At 73.8% G+C, this 18,595-nt stretch carries 19 protein-coding genes; 11 read left to right on the forward strand and 8 right to left on the reverse strand.

Annotated elements, in window-relative coordinates:
* The first annotated feature begins 68 nt into the window (after positions 1 to 68).
* From QSK31_RS07970 to QSK31_RS08005, 8 genes are all read left to right on the forward strand, one after another.
* On the forward strand, positions 69 to 1,238 hold the full coding sequence (locus tag QSK31_RS07970) for an acetate and sugar kinases/Hsc70/actin family protein (RefSeq protein WP_285682389.1): 1,170 nt from the start codon (positions 69 to 71) through the stop codon (positions 1,236 to 1,238).
* Complete coding sequence (locus QSK31_RS07975; RefSeq protein ID WP_285682391.1) at positions 1,235 to 3,823, forward strand: helix-turn-helix transcriptional regulator; 2,589 nt, start codon at positions 1,235 to 1,237, stop codon at positions 3,821 to 3,823. Before QSK31_RS07970 ends, QSK31_RS07975 begins: the two co-directional genes overlap by 4 nt.
* On the forward strand, positions 3,820 to 5,457 hold the full coding sequence (locus tag QSK31_RS07980; RefSeq protein WP_285682392.1) for a sensor histidine kinase: 1,638 nt from the start codon (positions 3,820 to 3,822) through the stop codon (positions 5,455 to 5,457). Before QSK31_RS07975 ends, QSK31_RS07980 begins: the two co-directional genes overlap by 4 nt.
* Positions 5,454 to 5,810, forward strand: a complete 357-nt coding sequence (locus QSK31_RS07985; protein ID WP_285682394.1) for a DUF742 domain-containing protein — start codon at positions 5,454 to 5,456, stop codon at positions 5,808 to 5,810. The genes QSK31_RS07980 and QSK31_RS07985 overlap by 4 nt, the downstream gene beginning before the upstream one ends.
* Before the next feature lie 17 nt (positions 5,811 to 5,827).
* Positions 5,828 to 6,577, forward strand: coding sequence for a hypothetical protein (locus tag QSK31_RS07990; protein WP_285682395.1), 750 nt, complete (start codon positions 5,828 to 5,830; stop codon positions 6,575 to 6,577).
* Positions 6,578 to 7,064: 487 nt separating this feature from the next.
* Positions 7,065 to 7,490 carry a DUF6069 family protein gene (locus tag QSK31_RS07995; protein ID WP_285682396.1) on the forward strand — a complete coding sequence of 142 codons (426 nt, stop codon included), beginning with the start codon at positions 7,065 to 7,067 and terminating at the stop codon, positions 7,488 to 7,490.
* 59 nt (positions 7,491 to 7,549) lie between these two features.
* Positions 7,550 to 7,915, forward strand: coding sequence for a YciI family protein (locus QSK31_RS08000; protein WP_285682398.1), 366 nt, complete (start codon positions 7,550 to 7,552; stop codon positions 7,913 to 7,915).
* Between the two features lie 8 nt (positions 7,916 to 7,923).
* Positions 7,924 to 9,117 carry an RNA polymerase sigma factor gene (locus tag QSK31_RS08005; protein ID WP_285682399.1) on the forward strand — a complete coding sequence of 398 codons (1,194 nt, stop codon included), beginning with the start codon at positions 7,924 to 7,926 and terminating at the stop codon, positions 9,115 to 9,117.
* 32 nt (positions 9,118 to 9,149) lie between these two features.
* Here the strand turns inward: QSK31_RS08005 and QSK31_RS08010 are convergent, their stop codons facing one another.
* The 4 genes from QSK31_RS08010 to QSK31_RS08025 form a co-directional block, all read right to left on the reverse strand.
* Complete coding sequence (locus tag QSK31_RS08010) at positions 9,150 to 9,515, reverse strand: VOC family protein (protein WP_285682400.1); 366 nt, start codon at positions 9,513 to 9,515, stop codon at positions 9,150 to 9,152.
* Positions 9,516 to 9,570: 55 nt separating this feature from the next.
* On the reverse strand, positions 9,571 to 11,901 hold the full coding sequence (locus QSK31_RS08015) for an ATP-binding protein (protein WP_285682402.1): 2,331 nt from the start codon (positions 11,899 to 11,901) through the stop codon (positions 9,571 to 9,573).
* Positions 11,902 to 11,957: 56 nt separating this feature from the next.
* A complete protein-coding gene (locus QSK31_RS08020) occupies positions 11,958 to 12,164 on the reverse strand; it encodes a DUF5999 family protein (RefSeq protein ID WP_285682403.1) in 207 nt (68 codons plus the stop codon).
* A gap of 190 nt (positions 12,165 to 12,354) precedes the next feature.
* Entirely contained in the window at positions 12,355 to 13,185 is an 831-nt protein-coding gene (locus QSK31_RS08025; protein WP_285682405.1) for an SDR family oxidoreductase, read from the reverse strand.
* Positions 13,186 to 13,562: 377 nt separating this feature from the next.
* Here QSK31_RS08025 and QSK31_RS08030 point away from each other — a divergent pair, with 377 nt between their 5' ends.
* Positions 13,563 to 14,435, forward strand: a complete 873-nt coding sequence (locus QSK31_RS08030) for an alpha/beta fold hydrolase (RefSeq protein WP_285682406.1) — start codon at positions 13,563 to 13,565, stop codon at positions 14,433 to 14,435.
* 5 nt (positions 14,436 to 14,440) lie between these two features.
* On the opposite strand, the gene QSK31_RS08035 is transcribed toward QSK31_RS08030, so the two are convergent.
* The 4 genes from QSK31_RS08035 to QSK31_RS08050 are packed head-to-tail and all read right to left on the reverse strand — an operon-like array spanning position 14,441 to position 16,446.
* Positions 14,441 to 14,623 carry an antitoxin gene (locus tag QSK31_RS08035; protein WP_285682408.1) on the reverse strand — a complete coding sequence of 61 codons (183 nt, stop codon included), beginning with the start codon at positions 14,621 to 14,623 and terminating at the stop codon, positions 14,441 to 14,443.
* Positions 14,624 to 14,651: 28 nt separating this feature from the next.
* Positions 14,652 to 15,269 (reverse strand): DUF3618 domain-containing protein, encoded by a 618-nt coding sequence (locus QSK31_RS08040; protein WP_285682409.1) that lies wholly within the window; start codon positions 15,267 to 15,269, stop codon positions 14,652 to 14,654.
* A complete protein-coding gene (locus tag QSK31_RS08045; protein WP_285682411.1) occupies positions 15,245 to 15,661 on the reverse strand; it encodes a phage holin family protein in 417 nt (138 codons plus the stop codon). The genes QSK31_RS08040 and QSK31_RS08045 overlap by 25 nt, the downstream gene beginning before the upstream one ends.
* On the reverse strand, positions 15,658 to 16,446 hold the full coding sequence (locus QSK31_RS08050; RefSeq protein ID WP_285682413.1) for a F0F1 ATP synthase subunit B family protein: 789 nt from the start codon (positions 16,444 to 16,446) through the stop codon (positions 15,658 to 15,660). The genes QSK31_RS08045 and QSK31_RS08050 overlap by 4 nt, the downstream gene beginning before the upstream one ends.
* A 197-nt stretch (positions 16,447 to 16,643) precedes the next feature.
* Here QSK31_RS08050 and QSK31_RS08055 point away from each other — a divergent pair, with 197 nt between their 5' ends.
* The gene (locus QSK31_RS08055) at positions 16,644 to 17,234 is read left to right on the forward strand and encodes a winged helix-turn-helix domain-containing protein (RefSeq protein WP_285682415.1); all 591 of its coding nucleotides are present in this window, start codon (positions 16,644 to 16,646) and stop codon (positions 17,232 to 17,234) included.
* Between the two features lie 3 nt (positions 17,235 to 17,237).
* Positions 17,238 to 18,584 (forward strand): MFS transporter, encoded by a 1,347-nt coding sequence (locus QSK31_RS08060; protein ID WP_285682416.1) that lies wholly within the window; start codon positions 17,238 to 17,240, stop codon positions 18,582 to 18,584.
* Positions 18,585 to 18,595 lie beyond the last annotated feature (11 nt).

Below are 18,595 nucleotides of genomic sequence, written 5' to 3' on the forward strand. Positions count from 1 at the left end.
ACGGTATCGACCGGGTTCTCTGGTACGAAGGGTTGTCCCAATTTCTGGCGTTGCCGAGGAGACACCACGTGCCCTACCTGTTGGGGATCGACATCGGTTCCGGGAGCACGAAAGCTGCCGTGACCAGGCTCGGCGGCGGCCGCGATGCGCGCGGTCCGCTGTGGGAGCCGGTGTCTCTCGGTGTTCGCACGCGTACGGTGCCGTCGGCCCTCGCGACGACGCCGGACGGCGCCGCCTTCCCCGCCGAGGCCGAGCGTGACGCGGCGATCGCGGTGGGTGGCTACCTGGCGCGGGTCGGCGACAGCCTGCCGATGCAGTTCGGCGGCACCCACTACCCGGCGCACGGGCTGGTCGCCGCGATGACCCGCTGGGTCGTCGACCAGGTCTGGCAGCTGCTCGGGGAGACGCCGGAGCGGGTCGCGCTGGCCTGCCCCACCGGCTGGGGCCCGGGCCGGCTGCGGCTGGTGCACGCCGCGCTGGCCGAGGCCGACCTGGCCGGCACCGCGCTGGTGACCCGGGCCCGCGCGGTGGTGGAGAGCTTTCAGGCGTCCGGCCGGGTGTCGGCGTCCGGCGGGATGCTGGTCGTCTACCGGCTCGGCGCGGCGAGCGTCGAGATCTCGGTGGTCGTCCCGCACGGGCCCGGCCGGGTCGAGCTGCTCGGCAGCGCCGAGCTCGACGAGATCAGCGGGTACGAGCTGGACGGCACCGACCCCGGCCACGCCCGGGACGTGCTGCGGTCCACGGTGGACCTCGCGGTGCACACCGTGAGCGCTTGCGCGGGTGTTTCCGGGGAAATAGCGGCGGTACTGATCGCCGGGGGCTCCGGGTCCGTACATCCGATCGTGACCGATCTGCTCAGTTCGGCCTTCTCGGTCCCGGTGCTGGTGGACCACGACCCGGAGATGACGGTTGCCGGCGGCGCCGCGCTCGCCGCGCGCCCGCAGCCCCGTGCCGTGCCGGTCCCGCCGTCCTCCGCGCCGTCGCCCGGGAGCGTGCACGGCGGCCCGTCCGCGATCGCCGGCACCGGCCCCGGTGGCTCGTCCGCGCCCGGCGGCACCGCGCCCGGCGGCACCGCCGGTGGCTCGTCCGCGCTCGGCGGCACCGCGCTCGGTGGCTCGTCCGCGATCGTCGGCGCCACCCCGTCCTGGCCGGAGATCGCCGACGGCAGACGCGTCGTCCCCGAACGTCCGCCGCGCCCGCCCGTGCGCGTCGGCCCGGTCCGGGCGGAGTCCCAGTGAGCGCGCCCGTGCTGACCGACCCGCGCCTGCTCAGCCCGCCGGGACTCGACCTGATCGGCCAGATCGAGGCCGACCCGCGAGCCCCGCTGCGCGCCAGCGTCGGCGCCCCCGGCGGGTACGGAAAGACGGCGCTGCTGCGCGAGCTGGACCGGGCCGCCCGCGACGCCGGGCTGACCGTGGCGGCGCCCTGGCGGCCCGCCGACGAACCCGACCTGCTGCTCGTCGACGACGCGCACCTGCTCGACCGGGACAGGCTGGACGAGCTGTGCCGGTACGCCGAGCTCCCGGACGTCCGCCTGGTCGTCGCGCACCGCCCCTGGCCGCGGTCGGTCGCCGTGCTGCGCCTGCTCGACATACTGCGCCGCACGCACCCGCCGGTGATCCTGACCCCGCTCACCGAGGACCAGGTCCGGGCGCGCCTGGCCGCGAGCCTGCGGTCCCTGCCGCCGAAGGAGCTGGTCGCCTTCGTGGCGGCGCAGACCCAGGGGATCCCGCGGTTCGTGGAACGGGTGGCCGCCGCCCTCAAACCGGCCCCCACCAACGCTCCCCCCGCGGCAGAGCCGCCGTTGTCGTTGCGCGTCCCGGCCGCCGCGCTGGCGCCCTTCGCCACCGACATCGACGAGCTCGCGCCGGAGCTGCGAACCCTCCTGCTCGCCGTGGAGGCCGGCGCCGGGCTGTCCTACGACCTGATCGCCGCGCTGCTCGGCCAGGACGCCGAACGGGTCGCCGACCTGGTCGAGGCCGGCCGCGCCACCGGGCTGCTGTCCGCCGGCGGCACCCTGGTCCCGCTGGCACGGCAGGCCATCGCCGCGCTCGGGCCGATCGCCCAGCGCATCGACGTACGCCAGCGCCTGGCCGCGTCGCAGCTGGCCCGGGGCGGGCCGGTGCTGCCCCTGGTGCGGCCGCTGATGGGCGACGAGCCGGCCGGTCTGGTGCCGGGCGCCGCCGGGAACGACCTGGGACCGGTCTACGAGGCGGCCGGCGAGGAGGCGCTCGGCGACGACCCGGCCCTGGCCGCGCAGCTGTTCGCCGCGGCCGCCGGCGCCGGCCGGACCACCGCGGCGAAACGCGCGCTGGCCACCGCGCTCTCCGGCGACCTCGACCTGGCCTCCCGGCTGGCCGACCAGGCCCTCGTCGCGGGTACCCCGGACCAGCGGTCCGAGGCGGCCTACGTCGCCGCGGTCGTCCTCACCCACCGCGGTCAGCCCGACCAGGCCGAGGCCCTGTACGACTGGTCCCGGCACGGCGCCGCGCCCGGCTTCGGCGCGGTCGGGCTGATCGCGACCGGCCGCCTCGAGGACGCGCAGCGGAGGCTGGCGGACGTCGGCACGTCGGAGCCGCCGACCTCGCTGAGCGCCACCGCTTCCCTGATGGCGCGCGGCGTACGCGACTCGGTGACCGCGTCGCCGACCGCCGCCCTGTCCGCGCTGGTGCGGGCGGCGGCGCTGATCGAGCCGGCCGGACCGGGCGTCCTGCTGGCGGACAGCCCCGCCGCGCTCGGCGCGATCATCGCCGTCCAGGGCGCCGAACTGGACACCGCCGACGCCCTGCTGTCCCGGGCGGTGCGGTCCGGCACCGGCGGGGCGCTGCTCGCGCCCCGGCACAGCCTGCTGCAGGCGTGGATCCTGATGCTGCGCGGCCGGTCGCTGGCGGCCGAGCAGCTCGCGCCCGCGGCCGACAGCGGCGCCCTGCAGTACGGCCGCGACGTCCTGCTCGGCGCGGCCCTCCGTTCCGGGCTCGCCCGCCGCAACAGCGACCTGGTCGGCCTGCGCGCCACCTGGCCCGACGCCTGCCAGGCCCTGATCGGCCAGCCGGTCGACCTGTTCGGCCTGCTGCCCCTGGCGGAACTGACCGTGGCGGCGGCCCGGCTCGGCGAGCAGCACCGGGTGGCGGACCACCTGGCACAGGCCGACCGCCTCCTCGCCGAGCTCGGCGACCCGCCGCTGTGGAGCGCGCCGCTGCACTGGAGCCGGTTGCACGCGGCGATCCTGGCCGACGACCACGCGTCGCTGGAGCAGCACGCGGCGGCGCTCGCCCGGCACCGCGACTTCAGCCCGTATGCCGGCGCCACCGCCGCCGCGGCCGGCGCCTGGCTGGACGTGCTGTCCGGCCGGATCGACCCGGACACCGTGACCGACGCCGCCCGCCGGCTCGGGGCGCTCGGGCTGACCTGGGACGCGACCCGGCTCGCCGGGCAGGCCGCGATCCGGACGCCGGACCGCAAGGCGATGACCGTGCTGCTCGACTGCGCGCGCACCCTGCAGGCGCCCGCCGAGGTCCGCAGCGCCCCGGCTACCGGGGGCGCCGCCACCCGGTCCCGGGCCACCGCCGGCGGGCAGCACCTGCTCAGCGAGCGCGAGCACGAGGTCGCCGCGCTGGTCCTCGAGGGACTGACGTACAAACAGGTGGCCGAGCGTCTCTACCTCTCCGCCAAGACCGTGGAGCATCACATGGCACGAATCCGTCAGCGGCTGGGCTGCGCCGACCGTCAGGAACTGCTGGCCCGGCTGCGCTCGATGATCGGCGGCGCGACGGAACCGGCGCCGGGGTCCTCGTCCTCGTCCTCGTCCGGGATCCGGCCGTGAAGGCCCGCCTCGGCGTCGCCCTGCTCGCGGTGCTGTGGGCCGCGGCCACCGTGCCCGCCGTCGCCACCGCCGTCCGGATCGTGTCCGAGCGGGCCGCGGCGGACCGGATGACACCCCTGATCGGCAGGGCCGTCCTGGCCCTGGAGGCGGAACGCCGCCTGTCGGTCGCAGCCCGGCCGGGGCGGAGTGCGGTCCCGGCCGGGTTCGCGGCCCAGCGATCCCGCACCGACCAGGCCGGTGAGATGCTGCGCCGCGCCGCCGACGGATGGGCGAGCCGGGTCAGGGCCACCGAGGAGACCCGTGCCGCCGACGCCCTGGTGCGCCGGATGACCGGGCTGCCGGCCCTGCGCGCGGCGGTCGACGACGGGCGGATGGAACGCCGCACCGCGCTGGACTCGTACACCGGGATCATCGGCTCTCCGCTCGGCGACAGCGCGCTCACCCGAACCCGCGAGCTGCTGTCCGAGGAGGACGCCCTGCTCGCCGCGGCGGCGGGCGCGGCGCGCCTGACCGACGCCGACCGGCTGCGCCTCGCCGAGCTCGCCGGCGCGCGCCGCACGCTGCAGGCCACCGCGGCCGTCACTCCGCCGGCCGCGGACCGGCTGCGCTCGATGGAGGACGCTCTCATCCTCAGGCCCGGCCCGGTGCCGGACGGCTGGTCGCCGGCGTTCAACACGGCCAACACCGCACTCTGGGACACGCGGACGGAGGCGGCACGCGAGGCGCGGGACGATTCGACGCCGTACGCCGTCGCCGCGATCGCGTGGGCCTGCCTGGTCGGTGGCGCCGGCCTGATCGCGGTGGTCGCCGTGCTGATGTACGTCCGGCGCTTCACCCGCCGCGCCCCGGCGCCCGCCACCGTGCCGGAGGCAGCCGCCGCCGGGGTCGCCGCACCGGAGGCCGGGCCGGGACTCGACGCCCTGCTGCGCGACCTGGAACGCCGCAACCAGAGCCTGGTGCACCGGCTGCTGCGCCTGCTCGACGGCCTGGCCCGGCACGAGTCCGACGACGAGACCCTCGGCGAGCTCTTCCGCGCCGACCACTTCGCCAACCGGATCCGCCGCAACCTCGAGAAGGCCATCATGCTCGCCGGCGACCTGCCCGGCCGCCGCTGGAGCCGCCCGGTCCCGCTGGCCGACGTGGTCCGGGCCGCGGCCTCCGAGGTCCCCGAGTTCGAGCGGGTGTCCACCTCGCGGATCGCGCCCGTGCACCTGACCGGCGCCGCCGTGACCGGCACCATGCACCTGCTCGCCGAGCTCATCGAGAACGCGACGACCTTCGCACCCGCACAGACCCGGGTACGCGTCACCGGCGAGCCCGCCCCGGCCGGGTACGAGGTCACCGTCGCCGACGTCGGTCCCGGCATGACCGAGGACGACCTGGCCACCGCGTACGCCGTGCTGAGCGACCCGTCGCCCCGCCCCGGCGGCACGTGGTGGGGCCTGTACGCCACCGGCCGCTTCGCCGAGCGCCTCGGCATCGAGGTGCGGCTGCGCAACGCACCCGGCGGCGGCCTGGAGGCCTCGGTGATCATCCCCGCGGCCCTGCTCGTCGACGCCGAGGTCGCGGCGGCCGTACCGGACGACGCGACCGGGGAGATCCCCGCGATCGCCGGAGGGGTGGGACGGCTATGACCTGGGACGAGACCTGGTACGACGAGGACAGCGGCCCGCTGGTGCGCCTCTACGCGCGCACCGGAAACGGGGCCCCCACCGGCGCCCCGGACGACTTCGAGCTCAACGCGCTGATCTCCCGGGGCGCCCACCCGGCGTCCGCGGAGCTGTCGCCCGTCGAGTCGGTGATCCTGCGCCTGGTCGTCGTGCCGCTGTCGGTGTCCGAGATCGCGGCCGAGGTGGATCTGCCGCTGGGCGCGGTGCGTACGCTTCTGCGCGGCCTGCACGACGGCGGGCTGATCGAGGTGCGCCGCCCCGCCGACTCCATGCCGCACGTCCTTGAGCAACTGCTCACCGGGCTGCGCTCGCTCTGAGGGACCGGAGACAACCCATGTCGCGACGTACGTTCTCCGTGGTCGTCCTCGACTCGTTGCTGAGCGTGGCCACCAAACTCCAGGCCGGACCGACGCCCCAGCCGCGGGTCCGGACGGCCGGCGCCACCCGTGGCCGGCTGTGGCGCGTCCTGATGGTGGCCGGCGTGCTCGCCGCGCTGGGCGGGGCCGCGATGGTGGTCACCGTCCTCGTCCGGACGCCCGGCGGCTCGACCGTCCGGCCCGAGACGGCGGCGGGCCTGCCCGGTCCGCCGACCCCGCCCGCCGGCACGGACGCGGCTGAGTCCCCGGCCGTTCCCACGACCCGCCCGGCCCCCGCCCTGACGCTGCCGCCGCTGCCGTCCACCTCCGCGTCGTCGCTGCCGCCCGCGGCCCCGCCCGGCGCCGGCCGCGGACCGTCCGCACCGGAGTCGGCCGTCGTGCCGCTGACCGCCCGCTACACCACGTCGTCCGTCACGGCCGGCCTGCTCGGCTACCACCTCGACGTCACCATCACGAACCCGGCCGCGCGCGCCCACGCGGGCTGGCGCCTGGTCGTCACCCTGCCCCGCTCGACCCTGTCGGTGTCCGGCGTCTCCGGCGCGACCGCCACCCGCGACGGCGCTGCGTGGACCTTCACCCCCGACGACACGGCGTCACGCGTAGCACCGCGAGGCTCCGTCACTGTCAGTTTCAACGTCAACGGCGCGACGCTCCTCAACGCGGCCCCGACCGACTGCCAGATCGACGACACCCCCTGCACCACCTGACGACCCTTCCCGCCCGCCGCCCAGCGCCCCCAAGCCACTCCCCGCCACCGCTTTGCTCTGCTTACCTATAGGAAGCGCGCCGTTTTCCGGGAGGAAGCGCGCGGCTCGCCGATCGGTTGCGCGCGGTGGACGAATCACGGATGCCCTGGTCACCGCGGTGCTTCCTATAGGTAAGCAGAGCAAAGGGGCGCCGGGGGGAGGGGTTGGGGCGCGGAGCGCCCGGAGGGTGACCACGCACGCGGAACGAAGGGTGCGCTCGGCCGTTCTGGACGCGCCAGCGGCCAGGCCGAGTGGGCCCGGCCTCGGCGTGAGCGACGGTCAGCACCACCCACCCAGGCACGACATCAAGCTTTTGACCTGGGGTTTTGGGGTCAGCGAAAATAAATATGGGAAAAGTTCGGCGAATCTGTCGATCGGGGCGGGGCGCGTTCGTAGCCCTGATGAGAGACCGGCGCAGGGCCGGTCACCGCCTCACCGGGAGTAACCGATGACCACCACGACCTCCGCCCTCGGCACCGTCCGCACCGCCCCGGCCACCTCGATCCGCCGGATGCTCGCCGCCGGGGTCGTCGCCACCGTCGTCGCCAGCGCCGCCACCGCCTCCGTCGCGGCCGCCGGGAACGCCGCCGGTATCAGCCTCGACGTGGCGGGGGCGCCGATCCCGGTGGCCGGGTTCGCGACGCTGACCGCGGTCTTCTCGGTCGTCGGGCTGGTGCTCGCCGCGGTGCTGGCGCGGTTCGCCAAGCGGCCGCGGACCGCCTTCGTGCGGACCACCGTCGTGCTGACCGCGCTGTCGCTCGTGCCGGACGTTCTCGCCGACGCCGCCTCTGGTACCAAGGTGCTGCTGATGGTGACGCACCTGGTCGCCGCCGCGATCGTCATCCCGGCCGTCGCCCGCCGGCTCGCCGCCTGACCGCCCGCCACTCCGCCAATCCGCCACTTCGCCACTCCGCCACTCCGAAGGAGAAGATCATGAAGCACTACCTGCTGGCCGTGCAGTTCGACTACAGCGCGCCGACGCTGCCGGACGACGAGATCCAGACCGTCTACGGGGACGTGGAACGGGTCAACGAGGAGCTCCAGAAGTCCGGGGCGTGGGTGTTCGGCGGCGGGCTGCTCGGCCCGGACAGCGCCACCGTGGTCCGGGCCCAGGGCGGGAACACCACGATGACCGACGGGCCGTACGCCGAGGCCAAGGAGACCATCGGCGGGTTCTGGGTGATCCGCGCCGCCGACCTCGACGAGGCGCTCGCCTGGGCCGAGAAGTGCTCGCGGGCCTGCGGCGGGCCGATCGAGGTCCGGCCGTTCGACGACGAGACCGACGCCGCCGAGGCCTGATCCGCGCCATGGATCTGGAGAGCGTCTACCGGGCGGAGTACGGCCGCTGCGTGGCCACCCTGGTCCGCCTCCTCGGCGACATCAGCCTCGCCGAGGAGGCCGTGCAGGACGCGTTCGCGGTCGCCCTGGACAAGTGGGACGAGCCGCCGCCGAACCCGGGCGCGTGGATCGTGACCACCGCCCGCAACCGCGCGATCGACCGCCTGCGCCGGGAGTCCACCCGCGAGGCCCGGCACGCCCAGGCTCTGCTGCTGCACCAGACCGACGAGCACGGGACCGATGAACTCAGGGAGGTGGGACCGGTGCGCGACGACCAGCTGCGACTGATCTTCACCTGCTGCCACCCGGCGCTCGCGGCCCTCGCCCAGACGGCGCTCACGCTGCGGCTGCTGGGCGGGCTCGAAGTGCCGGAGATCGCGCGGGCCTACCTCGTCCCCGAGGCCACCGTCGCCCAGCGCATCGTGCGCGCCAAGAAGAAGATCCGGGACGCCGGCATCCCCTACCGCGTGCCGGGCGCCGACGAGCTGCCCGCCCGCCTGGGGCCGGTGCTCACCGTGCTCTACCTGATCTTCAACGAGGGCTACACCTCGACGGCCGGCGACCTGGTGCGCACCGACCTGTGCCTGGAGGCCGTCCGCCTGGCCCGGGAACTCGCCGGCCTGATGCCCGACGAGCCGGAGGTCCTCGGCCTGCTCGCGCTGCTGCTGCTCGCCGAGGCCCGCCGCCCGGCCCGGGTCGGCCCCGGCGGGGAACTGATCACCCTCGGCGAGCAGGACCGCTCGCTGTGGAACCGGCAGCTGATCGGCGAGGGCCACGACCTGGTCCGCCGCTGCCTGCGGCGCAACCGGCCGGGCCCGTACCAGATCCAGGCCGCCATCAACGCGGTGCACACCGACGGGCCGGCCACCGACTGGTCGCAGGTGCTGGCGCTCTACGACCAGCTGCTGGCCCTCAGCCCGAACCCGGTGGTCGCACTGAACCGGGCGGTCGCCGTCGCCGAGGTGCACGGGCCGGCCATGGCGCTGGCCACGCTCGAGGGCGTCGAACTGCCCGGCTACCACCTGCTGCCCGCGACGCGCGCCGACCTGCTGGCGCGGCTGGGCCGCGCCGCCGAGGCCCGGGCCGAGTACGACGCGGCGATCGCCCTGACCGGCAACGACGCCGAGCGGGCGTTCCTGCTCGGCCGGCGGGACCGGCTCTGACCAGTTCTTCAGGCAGATCCAGCTCTTCAGGTCTAGCTCTTCAGGCAGATGTCGAAGGGGTGCCCGCCCGGGTCGAGCAGCACCCGCCAGCGGTCCGGCTGCGGCTGGGTGTCCGGCTTGGTGGCGCCCAGGGCGAGCGCCTCGGCCTCGGCCTTGTCCAGGTCCTCGACGTACAGGTCGAAGTGGAAGCGCTTGGGCTGCGCCTCATCGGGCCAGCCGGGCGCCGAGTAGCCGGGCACCTTGCCCCAGCCGACACTGGCCGAGCCGTCACCGATCATCGCGTACTCGTCGGCGCTGTGCAGGATCTCCCAGCCCAGCACCTTGCTGTAGAACTCGGCCAGCTCGGCGGGCTTGTCGGCGTCGAGGTTGAACATCGCCAGCGTGGCGAAACCAGGCATGTCAGATCTCCTTCTCTCACGAAGAGATCTTGCCGGGAAAGGCTGACAGGGAACGTCAGGATTCCGGAGGTGATTGCGCGGCGAGCCAGCCGGCCACCTGGGCGCGTGAGGAAAAGCCGAGCTTGCTCAGGATGTTCTCGACGTGGCCCTCGGCGGTGCGCTGGGCGACCACCAGGCGGGCGGCGATCTCCTTGTTGCTCAGACCCTCGGCGATCAGCGCGGCCACCTCACGCTCGCGCTTGGTGAGGCCGGAGTCGTCGGGGGCGGAGACCGCGCGCTGGGCAGGCGCGGTGCGCTCCAGGGCGTAGGCGACGGCGTCGGCCGCGTTCAGGGTCAGGCCGCGCTGGAACTGGGCGTTGAAAGTGCGGTCTCCCATCCGGGCGCGGACCGCGGCCATGGTCTGGTCGTGGAAGTCGCCGAGGCTGCGGAACGCGGCCAAGGACGTGTGCATCGCGTGCCACACCCGCTGGGACGCGCCGAGCAGCCGGGCCGACCGCTGGTCACGATGCTCGTCGGCGGCCACCCAGGCGAGCGACTCCAGGGACAGCCCGACCCCGAACTGCTCGTCCTCGACCAGGCGGCGGACATCCAGGCCCTCCTTGGCGGCCGCCGCGGCGCCGGGGTTGTCGCCGTCCCGCCAGCGCAGCACGCTCAACGCCCACAGCGCGAACGAGCGCCACCACACCTCGCCGCTCGCCGAGCCCAGGTCGCGGCAGGCGGTCAGGTCGGCGTACCCGTCGGAGGGGTTTCCGGAGAGTCCCTTGGCGAGGCCCAGGCAGCACAGCGTCCACATCTCGCCGCTGAGCGCGCCGAACTCGCGGAACGTGACCAGCGCCTGGTTGAACAGCTCCAGCGCGCGCTCGTTGTCGCCGCTGAACATGGCGATCTGGCCCTCCATCAGCGGCACGAACGCCAGCTCGATCGACGGCGGCAGCTCGTGCACCAGAACGCGCGTCTCGGCGAGCAGGCGCTCGGCCCGGGGGAAGTCGTTCTGGGTGGTGGCGATGAACGCGGCCACCCGCAGCGCCTTGACCCGCGTCCAGTGCTTCTGGGGCGGCAATGCCAGAGCCCGCTCGAGCCAATGTCGCCCCTCGGAGAGGAAGCCGCGGACGAACCAGTGGTTCTCCAGGTCGGCGGCCAGCCGGCAGGCGACGTTGCTGAGCTGGTGGGAGACGGCGAACTCGAGCGCCACCCGCAGGTTGGACTTCTCGTCCTTGAGCCGTTGCATGACCGCCGCCTGGTGGGGGCTCACCCAGTTGCGGTCGCCGTAGGTCGCCAGCCGTGCGAACCAGTCCAGGTGACGCGCGGCCACCCGCTCCTGCTCACCGGCCTCGGCCAGGTGCATGGCGCCGTACTCGCGGACCACCTCGAGCATCCGGTAGCGCGCCCGCGGCCCGTCGCCGATCCTGTTGAGCACCGACTTGTCGACCAGCGAGGCGATCAGGTCGAGGATCTGCTCGGCCGGCAGGGCGTCGTCGGCGCAGACGTGCTCGGCGGCGTCCAGCTCCAGCCCGCCGGAGAAGACCGAGACCCGGGACCAGAGCGTGCGCTCCGCGTCGGAGCACAGATCCCAGCTCCAGTCGATGAGGGCACGCAGCGTCTGCTGCCGCGCGGGTGCGTTCCGTGTTCCACTCGTCAGCAGCCGGTAACGGTCCGTGAGGCGTTCCAGGATCTGATCGAGGGAGAGCGCCCGCAGCCGGGCCACGGCGAGCTCGATCGCCAGCGGCAGGCCCTCCAGCGCCTGGCACAGCCGGGCGATCGTGGCCGCGTTGTCCTCGGTGACCGTGAAGTCCGGCAGCACCGCGGCGGCGCGCTCGGCGAGCAGGCTGGCCGACTCGTTGCGGGCCAGCTCGGCCGGGGTCGCCGGGACCTCCGGGTCGGGCACCGACAGCGGCTGCACGGCCAGGGTGGCCTCGCCGGCGACCCGCAGCGCCTGCCGGCTGGTCGCCAGGATGCGCACCTCGGGGCAGCTGCGCATGAGCAGCGCGGCGAGATCGGCGCAGGCGGCGACCAGCTGCTCGCAGTTGTCCAGGATGATCAGAGCCTGCTGGTCGGCGAGGAACTCGGCCAGACCGGGAGCGTCCGCGCTGATCGACTCCTCGCGGATGCCCAGGGCCTCGGCGACCGTCACCGCCACCAGGGCGGGGTCGCGCAGCTCGGCCAGCTCGACGAACCAGATGCCGTCAGGGAAGGCGCGGCGCATCTCGGCGCCGACGCGCAGCGCGAGGCGGGTCTTGCCGACGCCGCCGCTGCCGGTCAGGGTGACCAGCCGGCTGGTCGACAACAACCGGCGGATCCCGGTGACCTCATGCCGACGGCCCACGAAGCTGGTCACCTCGGCGGGCAGGTTGCCGAGGGAACCACGCGCGGTCGTGGCAGTGCTCATAGGAGAGCACGTTAGTGGGTGTTCACCCCTGCCGGGATGGCCGGAATCACGCGGATTCAGGCGGGAACCGCGCTCCGGGTCCGGATCTTGGGCGGGTGCGGCGCGACGGCACTACCGTCCGGCATCAGCTCGCCAGTGTCATCGAAGGTCACCACACCGTTACAGAGAAGGCTCCATCCCTGCTCAGGGTGAGCAGCCACGACCCGGGCGGCGTCGTGGGCGGAATCGGCCGCCTGGGGGCAGGTCGGCAGGTGCTCGCACATGGTCACTCCTTTCCGGCTGCAACTATGGGCCATGTGTTCTCCAGTGGACACGGGCGAACTACCTACGCGCTACCCGATTTCTGGTGACGCTCAGTCTCCCACTGATCATTACTCCGCGTAACCCCGGAGGCGAAGATTCTTCTCGATACCGCTGTCGAACATCAGCGCAAGGTGACTGTCGGATAGTTGATCACTTCGATTTCAGAAGCGCTTCGAGCGACGTCGCCGGGCGCCCGGTCAGCTCCTCGACCGCCCCCGAGACGCCCGCGAGCTCGCCCGCCGCCACCGCGGTGTAGGTGCTCACCCACGCGTCCACCTGCCAGCCCGGAGCGCCGTAGGAGGCGCGCGACGCGTACGCCTCATCCAGGGTCTCGTCGTGGAACCGGACCGCCCGCCGGGTGACCCGGCTGACGATCGCGGCCATCTCGGCGAACGACAGATCCTGCGGTCCGGTCAGGTCGTAGACCCGCCCCGCGTGCGACCCCGGCTCCAGCAGCACGGCGACGGCCGCGTCCGCGATGTCGTCCTGCGCCACCACCGAAGCCTTGCCGTCGCCGCCCGGCCCGCGGATCACCCCGTCGTCGCCGACCATCATCGGCAGGAAGTCGGCGTACAGGTTGTCCCGCAGGCTGGTGAAGACCAGCCCCTTGGCGCGCAGGTACTCCTCGGTGGCCCAGTGATCGCGGGCCAGCGTGAAGGTCGCCTCCGGCCCGGCGTTGTAGAACGACGTGTAGACCACGTGCCCGGCCCCCGCGTCGGCGGCGGCGTCCACGAACGCCCGGTGATGGTCCATCCGGTCGGCGCTCTCCGCCCCCGACACCATCAGCACGGTGTCCGCGCCGTCCAGCGCCCGCCGCACGGCGTCCCGATCCGCGTACTCCGCGACGGCCACCTCGGCGTTGCCCAGCCTCGGCGCCCGGCTCGCATCCCGCACCAGCAGCCGCTGCTCGACGCCCTCGTCCGCCAGCAGCCGGGCGATCCGCCCACCCAGCCGCCCGGTCGCTCCCGACACCACGATCATGCCCTCACCTGCCCCTTTGCTCTGCTTACCTATACGCACCACCCCGCACGATCAAGATCAAAACCTTGATGTCGCACCTGAGTGGGTGGTGCTGACCGCAACTCCCGTCGGGGCCGGGCGCACCCGGCCTGGCCGCTGCGCGTCCAGAACGGCCGGCCGCACCCTTCATTCTGCGTAAGTGGTCACCCACCAGGCGCTCCGCGCCACCGACGGGGGGTGATGCGTATAGGTAAGCAGAGCAAAGGGGCGCTGGTGGGGACTCGCCGGGGGTCGAGGCACCGGCCGGCGGCCGTCCCTTCGGCGTCCGTCTGGAAGGGCCGGCCCGGGATCCGCGGCCGTTGCCGTGCCGCGGGCCGTGAGCCCTTAGGGTCGGCGGCATGGCAATCATCGAGCTCGCCGACGGGCGGTCGCTGGAGTACTTCGTGGACGGGCCGGCGGGCGGGACGCCTCTGGTGCTGCACTCGGGCACGCCGTCCGCCGCCCTGATCCATGAACCGATGGCGCGGGAGGTCGCACGGCACGGCCTCCGGCTGGTCGTCTACGGGCGGCCGGGGTACGCCGGGTCGACGCCGCAGCCGGGGCGGGCCGTCGCCTCGGCCGTCGAGGACGTCGCGGCGATCCTGGACGAGCTCGGGGCCGAGCGGTTCTACGCGGTGGGGTGGTCCGGGGGCGGGCCGCATGCGCTGGCCTGCGCGGCGCTGCTGCCGGGGCGATGCCTGGCCGCGGCGACGGTGGCGGGGGTCGCGCCCTACGACGCGGGCGGGCTCGACTGGTCGGCCGGTATGGGGCCGGAGAACATCGAGGAGTTCGGCGCGGCCGTGGCGGGGACCGAGCCGCTGACGGCGTTTCTGGACGCCCAGGCGCCGGGTCTGGCGGGGGTGCGGGGCGAGCAGGTCGCCGAGGCGTTCGGCGAGCTGGTGACCGACGTGGACAAGGCGGCGCTGACCCGCGAGCGGGCGGACTACATGGCCGAGGGCCTGCGCGGCGCGGTGTCCACCGGCATCGCGGGGTGGCTGGACGACGATCTCGCGTTCGTCCGCGACTGGGGGTTCTCGCTCGGCGCCGTCACGACGCCGGTCTCGATCTGGCAGGGCGCCGAGGATCGGATGGTCCCGTTCGCCCACGGGCGGTGGCTGGCGGAGAACGTGCCGGGCGCCGTGGCGCACCTCGACCCGGCCGAGGGCCACCTGTCGCTGATGTTCGCGCACTTCGACGAGATCATCACCGAGCTGGTGGCCCGCGGCGGGTAGAGCCTTTACTGCTGCTGGGTGTCGCCGGCGCCGGTGCGCTGCTGCGCGGCGTCGACACCCTTGTCGATCTGGTCCGAGTGCTTGTTGCCGGTGCGCTGGTCGACCTGGTCGCCGGCCTTCTCGACGCCCTGGTCGACCTGCTCGTCGTGCTTGTCGGCGAAGTCCTTCGCCTTGTCCGCGAAACCCATGTCACGCGTCCTCTCGATAGGGGCGGCTCTAGCTCTGAGCCGCCTGGCGGGTCTGCTGCGCCGATGACGCGGCCTGGTCCTTGGTGGTCTGCGCGGCGTCCTGGGCGGTCTCCTTGACCTGGGCCGCCGCGTCCTGCGCGGTGCTCTTGAGGTCGGCGCCGAGGTCCCCGGCGACGTCCTTGACCCGGTCGGTGAGTTCGCCGGAGTTGTCCTTGAGCTGCTGTCCGGCGCGCTGCTCCGCCTCGGAGACCGGGATCAGCGTGGCGGCCAGCAGGCCGACGCCGAAGGCGATGATGCCGGCGGCGATCGGGTTGCCCTGGGCCTGCTGGGCGACGGCGTGCGGCGCGTTGCGGACGGCGTCGCCGGCCTGGTGCGCCTTCTCGCCGACGGTGTCGCTGACCGAGCCCGCGGTGTCCTTCACGGAACCCGCGACCGAACCGGCGGTGTCCTTGACCGAGGTCGCCGCGGAGTGGGCGCCACCGCGGGTGTCGTCCGTGGCGCCCATCACCTTCTCCCGTACCGAGGTCCACCGGCGCCGCGCCATCTGGCGCGGGCTGGTCTTCTCGGCCAGCAGGTCGACGTCGCGGGTGAGCGAGGCGCGCGTGCCCTCGATCTCCTGCCTCAGCCGGTCGGGTTCTTCAGCCATTGCGCATCCTCCTTCAGCGTGTCGACCGTGCGGTGCGGAACCGGGTCCACGGTCTTGAGCTTCTTGCGGCCGTTCGTGTAGAGCAGGGCGCCGACGGCGGCCCAGACGGCCGCGACGATCAGCGCCGCCCATCCGGCGTCCATGACGTTGGCCAGTCCGAAGACCAGCGCGAAGCTGAGCAGGACGACGGCGAGGTAGCCGGCGAAAGCGGCCCCGCCGAGCATCCCGCCGGCCTTGCCGGCCTTGGCGGCCTCCTGTTTGATCTCGACCTTGGCCAGTTCCACCTCTTGGCGGAACAGCTGCGAGAGGTCGTCGCTGATGTTGCCGATCAGCTCACCGACGGAGGTGTCGCCCGGGTCGGGACGGCCGTTGCCGGGGTACGCCTGGCTCATAGCGGGCCGCCCGGCCGCTCGGTGGCCGGCGGGTAGCCGACGACATCGGGGGTTCCGGTGCCGGTGGAGGCGTACTCGGTCGGCACGCCCTCGCCGTAGGCGGTCGGAGCCGGCGTGACCGGCGCGGTGACGGGTGCCGTGACGGGCGGTGTGACGGGTGCTGTGACGGCGGGGCCGGGGTCGTGGGAGACGAAGGCGTCGCTCTCGGGCTTCCGGGTCTCACCGGCGTCGCCGTCGGCCTTGGCCACGCTCTTGCCGAGCCGGCCGACCACGAACCCGGCCGCCAGCGCGGTGGCCAGGAAGGCACCGGGCCGGCGCCGGGCGAAGGCCTGCACCTCGCGCAGCACCCCGTCGGGGCCGTTCCGGTCCAGGTAGTCGGCGAACTGCCGGCCGCCCTCGGCCACCCGGGACACGACGGCGCCGGCGGGCGAGCCGGCCCGGTCGCCGCGCATCTCGTCGAGCTGGTCGGCGGTCTGCCGGATGCTGCCGACGAGCTTGTCGTGCTGGCCGCGGGCCTGCTCGCCGACCCGGTCGCGGACGTCGGAGGCCAGGCTGCGGGCCTGCGTACGCGCCTCGTCGACGACCCGCTGACCCTGCTCCTTCGCGGTGTCCTTCACGTCGCCGGCCGCCTGCTTGCCCTGGTGGGCCACCTGCTGGGCGCGCTCTCCGGCGGACGGGTCGGTGTCGGTGTCGCGGTAGGACTCCGGGGTGAGAGCCGGTCCGGTCGGCGCCTCGAGGCCGGCGGATGCGCCGCGTGCCCCGGCGCCGGGTGGGACGTCACTCATGGTGTCCTCCAAGGGGGATTCGCAATGTGTCCTCGGCCGTCGACTACCCGGTTGACCTCGGCATATACGTGTCGGCGGAACGTTTAACAGGCACGCTTCGATAGGAATGCGGACGCTCCGAACGGGTACTCCAGGCAACCGCCCGCTATTCCAAACACTTGCTTGACATTGCGGAGACTCCGGATCAGACTCCAAGCATGTCTTTGGAATCCGGGCGCCGAGTGATCTCGGATCCGCTGGCGCTTCGGGCGCTCGCGCATCCGTTGCGGCTGCGGCTGCACGCGCTGGTCGGGCGGGAGGGCTCGATCACCGCGGCCGAGGCGGCGCGGCAGCTCGGGGTCAGTCAGGCGCTCGCCTCGCACCACCTGCGGCAGCTCGCCAAGTACGGCTACGTCGAGCCCGCCGAGGCCGGTGACCAGCGCGAACGGCCCTGGCGGGTGACCGCGACCTCGCAGCGCTACGAGCCCGGGACGTCACCGGAGGCGTGGGAGTCGGTCGAGGCGCTCGAGCGGCACACGCTGGAGCGGATGGCCGCCCAGTTCGCCGACTGGCAGCAACGCCGGCCCGACGACGAGGACGGCTGGGCCGACCAGACCGGCATCTCGCAGAACCTGGTCTACCTCACCCGCGACGAGCTGGCCGCGTTCAACCGGGCGTGGGACGAACTGATCACCCCGCTGGTGCGGCGGCGTCCGCTCGGCGCGAGCGACAAACGGCCGGCGGGCGCGGTGCCGGTGGACATCACGCTGGTCGCCACCCGGCTGCGGGCCACCGAGTCGGGCGGCTGAGCGATGCCCCGGAAGAGGGCAGGGACCGCCGGGCCGGGCGTGGGTGTGCTGCTGCGCAACGGGCCGCTGCGGGCGCTGCTGGCCGCCTCGCTGATCTCGTCGACCGGCGACTGGATCCTGCGCACCGGGCTGGCGTACCAGATCTATGTCCTGACCGGCTCCACCCTCGCCTCCGCGGGCGCCTTCCTGGCCTCGCTGATCCCGCAGATCGCGCTGGGTTCGGTCGCGGGCGTCTACGCCGACCGCTGGCGACGACGCCGCCTGATGGTCGTGACGAACCTGCTGCACGCGGCCGTGCTGCTGCCGCTGCTCGCGGTGACCGGCGCCGGTCGGGTGTGGATCGTGCTGGCGGTGCTGGCGGCGTCGAGCTGCCTGGCGCCGTTCTTCCAGGCGGCCGAGCAGGCGCTGCTGCCCAGCCTGGTTCCGGCCGACCGGCTGGTCACGGCGAACTCGCTGAACGCGCAGGTCCGCGACGTGTCCCGGCTGATCGGGGCGGCGCTCGGCGGCGTGGTGGCGGCCGCGGGCGGGATCGGGTTGCTGGCCGTGGTGGACGTGGTGACGTTCCTGGTGGCGGCGGGTCTGCTGACGCTGATCCCGGGCGTGCCCGTGCACAGCCGGAAAGAGCGTTCGTTCTTCCTGCGGGAGTGGGTGGCCGGTGCGCGCCTGATCGCGGGCCACCGGACACTGCGGCTGCTGCTGGCCTACTGCCTGATCACCGGCGTCGGTGAGGCGATCATGGGAACGCTGATCGCGCCGTTCGCCCGCGACGTGCTGGGTGCGGACGCGCGGGCGTACGGAACGATCCTGTCCGCCCAGGCGGTCGGCGGGCTGGCCGGTGGCCTGGTGACCACGCTGATCGGGCACCGCCTGAGGCCGCGGCTGATGCTGGCCTGGGGCGCGATCGGCTTCGGGCTGCTGGACCTGGTGCTGTTCCTCTATCCGCTGGTGCTCCGCGAGTGGTGGCCGGCGCCGGTGCTGATGATCCTGATCGGGCTGCCGGGCGCGATCAGCGTCACCGGGATCATGACGGTGTTCCAGCAGGCGACCGCGGACGAGTTCCGTGGCCGCGTGTTCGGGGCCCTGGTCGCGCTGGAGGGCGTGGCGATGCTGGCCGGCACCGGCGTCGCGGGCTTTCTTCCCGAGACGTTCGGGATCGTGCCGGTGATCGCCGCGCAGGGTGTCGGCTACGTGCTGGCCGGGCTCATGGTCCTGGTTGTTCGCCCAGATCCAGGCGTTGAGCGCGGTGGCGAAGGTGACCCACGCCCAGTAGAGGGAGCAGCAGCCCGGCCGCCACCCGGGAGACCGGGCGGAACAGCCACCCCGAAACCGGCCAGGGCGAGCCACTTGTGAGTCATGTCGTA

The organism is Actinoplanes sp. NBRC 103695 (assembly GCF_030269485.1).
Lineage (GTDB): Bacteria > Actinomycetota > Actinomycetes > Mycobacteriales > Micromonosporaceae > Actinoplanes.

Excerpts from the sequence above, each read along its gene's own strand:
- QSK31_RS08055 (WP_285682415.1), top strand. The coding sequence starts at position 16,644 with ATGTCTTTGGAATCCGGGCGCCGAGTGATCTCGGATCCGCTGGCGCTT.
- QSK31_RS08010 (WP_285682400.1), bottom strand. The coding sequence starts at position 9,515 with ATGCCTGGTTTCGCCACGCTGGCGATGTTCAACCTCGACGCCGACAAG.
- QSK31_RS08035 (WP_285682408.1), bottom strand. The coding sequence starts at position 14,623 with ATGGGTTTCGCGGACAAGGCGAAGGACTTCGCCGACAAGCACGACGAG.
- QSK31_RS08045 (WP_285682411.1), bottom strand. The coding sequence starts at position 15,661 with ATGAGCCAGGCGTACCCCGGCAACGGCCGTCCCGACCCGGGCGACACC.
- QSK31_RS08015 (WP_285682402.1), bottom strand. The coding sequence starts at position 11,901 with ATGAGCACTGCCACGACCGCGCGTGGTTCCCTCGGCAACCTGCCCGCC.
- QSK31_RS08020 (WP_285682403.1), bottom strand. The coding sequence starts at position 12,164 with ATGTGCGAGCACCTGCCGACCTGCCCCCAGGCGGCCGATTCCGCCCAC.
- QSK31_RS08025 (WP_285682405.1), bottom strand. The coding sequence starts at position 13,185 with ATGATCGTGGTGTCGGGAGCGACCGGGCGGCTGGGTGGGCGGATCGCC.
- QSK31_RS07985 (WP_285682394.1), top strand. The coding sequence starts at position 5,454 with ATGACCTGGGACGAGACCTGGTACGACGAGGACAGCGGCCCGCTGGTG.
- QSK31_RS08005 (WP_285682399.1), top strand. The coding sequence starts at position 7,924 with ATGGATCTGGAGAGCGTCTACCGGGCGGAGTACGGCCGCTGCGTGGCC.
- QSK31_RS08000 (WP_285682398.1), top strand. The coding sequence starts at position 7,550 with ATGAAGCACTACCTGCTGGCCGTGCAGTTCGACTACAGCGCGCCGACG.
- QSK31_RS07995 (WP_285682396.1), top strand. The coding sequence starts at position 7,065 with ATGACCACCACGACCTCCGCCCTCGGCACCGTCCGCACCGCCCCGGCC.
- QSK31_RS08030 (WP_285682406.1), top strand. The coding sequence starts at position 13,563 with ATGGCAATCATCGAGCTCGCCGACGGGCGGTCGCTGGAGTACTTCGTG.
- QSK31_RS07990 (WP_285682395.1), top strand. The coding sequence starts at position 5,828 with ATGTCGCGACGTACGTTCTCCGTGGTCGTCCTCGACTCGTTGCTGAGC.
- QSK31_RS08060 (WP_285682416.1), top strand. The coding sequence starts at position 17,238 with ATGCCCCGGAAGAGGGCAGGGACCGCCGGGCCGGGCGTGGGTGTGCTG.
- QSK31_RS08040 (WP_285682409.1), bottom strand. The coding sequence starts at position 15,269 with ATGGCTGAAGAACCCGACCGGCTGAGGCAGGAGATCGAGGGCACGCGC.
- QSK31_RS08050 (WP_285682413.1), bottom strand. The coding sequence starts at position 16,446 with ATGAGTGACGTCCCACCCGGCGCCGGGGCACGCGGCGCATCCGCCGGC.